This window comes from Neobacillus drentensis (assembly GCF_036962765.1).
GTDB classification, from domain to species: Bacteria; Bacillota; Bacilli; order Bacillales; family Cytobacillaceae; genus Neobacillus; species Neobacillus drentensis_C.
The window spans coordinates 1-1,936 of sequence record NZ_JBALOS010000428.1; the positions used below are offsets into that span (position 1 = coordinate 1).

Annotated in this window: 2 protein-coding genes and 1 pseudogene; all 3 read left to right on the plus strand. The window is 37.8% G+C overall.

Features of this window, described 5'->3' with window-relative positions:
• The first annotated feature begins 127 nt into the window (after positions 1-127).
• Entirely contained in the window at positions 128-1,000 is an 873-nt protein-coding gene (locus V7137_RS30365) for a proline iminopeptidase-family hydrolase (protein ID WP_420490204.1), read from the plus strand.
• A 135-nt stretch (positions 1,001-1,135) separates the two neighbouring features.
• On the plus strand, positions 1,136-1,267 hold the full coding sequence (locus V7137_RS30370) for a hypothetical protein (RefSeq protein ID WP_335701513.1): 132 nt from the start codon (positions 1,136-1,138) through the stop codon (positions 1,265-1,267).
• A gap of 189 nt (positions 1,268-1,456) precedes the next feature.
• Positions 1,457-1,936: pseudogene (locus V7137_RS30375) on the plus strand (excinuclease ABC subunit UvrA); the annotation flags it as partial.

Below are 1,936 nucleotides of genomic sequence, written 5' to 3' on the forward strand. Positions count from 1 at the left end.
ATTTTTTTATAATATATATATGTTAACTTCTGTTTTAATCTTTTAAATTCCTTCGAATATGTAAACAGGGTTTTTTGATGATGATGTCGAATCTAGTTAATGAAACATTCAAAAAGGGGAAATGGATATGAATGAAGAGGGATACATTGATGTAACTGGAGGAAGGGTATGGTATCAACTTTTTAATAAACATGCGGAGGGTACTCCGGTGATTATACTGCATGGTGGACCCGGATCGTCATGCTATTCGCTCCAAGGCTTACAGGCTCTAGCAGAGGACCGTCCCGTTGTCTTTTATGATCAATTAGGGTGTGGGAAATCAGATCGGCCTACAGATACGTCACTTTGGAGAATTGATAGATTTGTTGAGGAATTGACTCAATTAAGACATGCCCTCAACCTTGAAGAAGTTCATATTCTTGGCCATTCTTGGGGCACAACTCTTGCAGCAGCCTATTGCTTGACCAAACCAAACGGGGTGAAAAGTGTAATTTTTTCTAGTCCGTGCTTAAGTGCTCCGTTATGGGAACGAGATCAAAGACGCAACCTTGAAAAGTTGCCTCAAGAAATTCAGGAAACGATCAAAAGATGCGAAGAAACTGGGACAACTGACTCAGATGAGTATAAACAAGCAACAACAGAATTTAACAAAAATTTCGTTTGCCGTTTGGACCCCTATCCAGAATGGTTAAAGCAAGGGTCACAAAATAGAAATCCTGAAGTTTACAATATCATGTGGGGACCTTCTGAATTTACGGTGCTCGGCAATCTTAAAACATTTGATTGCACATCACGTTTAAAGGAAATTACCTGTCAGACTCTATTTACGTGCGGTCGGTTTGATGAAGCTACACCGGATTCAACACAGTTTTTCAGCAGTTTGACACCAGGTTCTTTGTTCCATGTCTATGAACACAGTGCCCATATGCCGTATGTGGAGGAGCCAGAGGAGTTTATAAGAGTGTCAGGGGAATTCCTGAAAAAATGTGATACCCTTTAAACTTTATTAAACATTGGAGTGCGTTCCTACTATTTGCGGAGACGCACTTTTCTGATTTTCCAGTAAAAACCACAAGACAAATGGAAACGCTTCCATTAAAATAGGAAGTAAGATATAGGAGAGGGGAAATCAAGCATGGAACTTTTATTAGAACAATGTAAACATAACCAGTTGGAAGAACCTTGTGAAGAGTGTAACCCCAAAAAAGAAGAGCAAGATAAGGCAGATATCTCTGAATATGATTATAATTTAAGATTGTGGTTTTAATATAAAGAAAGATTCGCTTGCAGATGTTATAAAAAAGGTTACTTGAGACGAAACTCAAGATAGGGGAATACAAATGCAAAAATCTCGTTCACTTTTTTGGGACGAGCTTTTTGCATTTGTATTTAGTAGGTCATTCGTAGTTATGGTAATATGAAATGAGTAAATTTAGAGAATCCAGAGGAAATAACGATGAAAATAAATCAATTAATTGCCAATAATATAAACAAATTAGATGCCTCGCTGGATGAAGATAAATCGTTAGGAATTGCTGGTTTGTCTGGATCTGGGAAAACTACTTTTTGTCAAACCATTGGTGAAGAATCCAAGAAGCGTCTCGTTTCTTTATTACCAAAAGCTGAATATCAGTATTTATTTGCCAATGTCATGGAAACCAATTTCAGTGCCATTCAGATGGAAGATATGCCTTTAGTCCTTTTTCTCGGAAAATCATCGATTTCTTCCAATCCACGTTCCACTATTGGTACACATACGGGCGTTTTTAAAGAGATTCGCGAGAATTTAGCTGAAAAATTTAATCTATCACCTGAAGTTTTTTCATTTAATAATGCATTAGGCTGGTGTCCTGATTGTAAAGGACGCGGTACGACGAAAAATGTTGTGTGCCCAAAGTGTGAGGGGAAACGCTACAATCATGAAGTAGAGCAATAT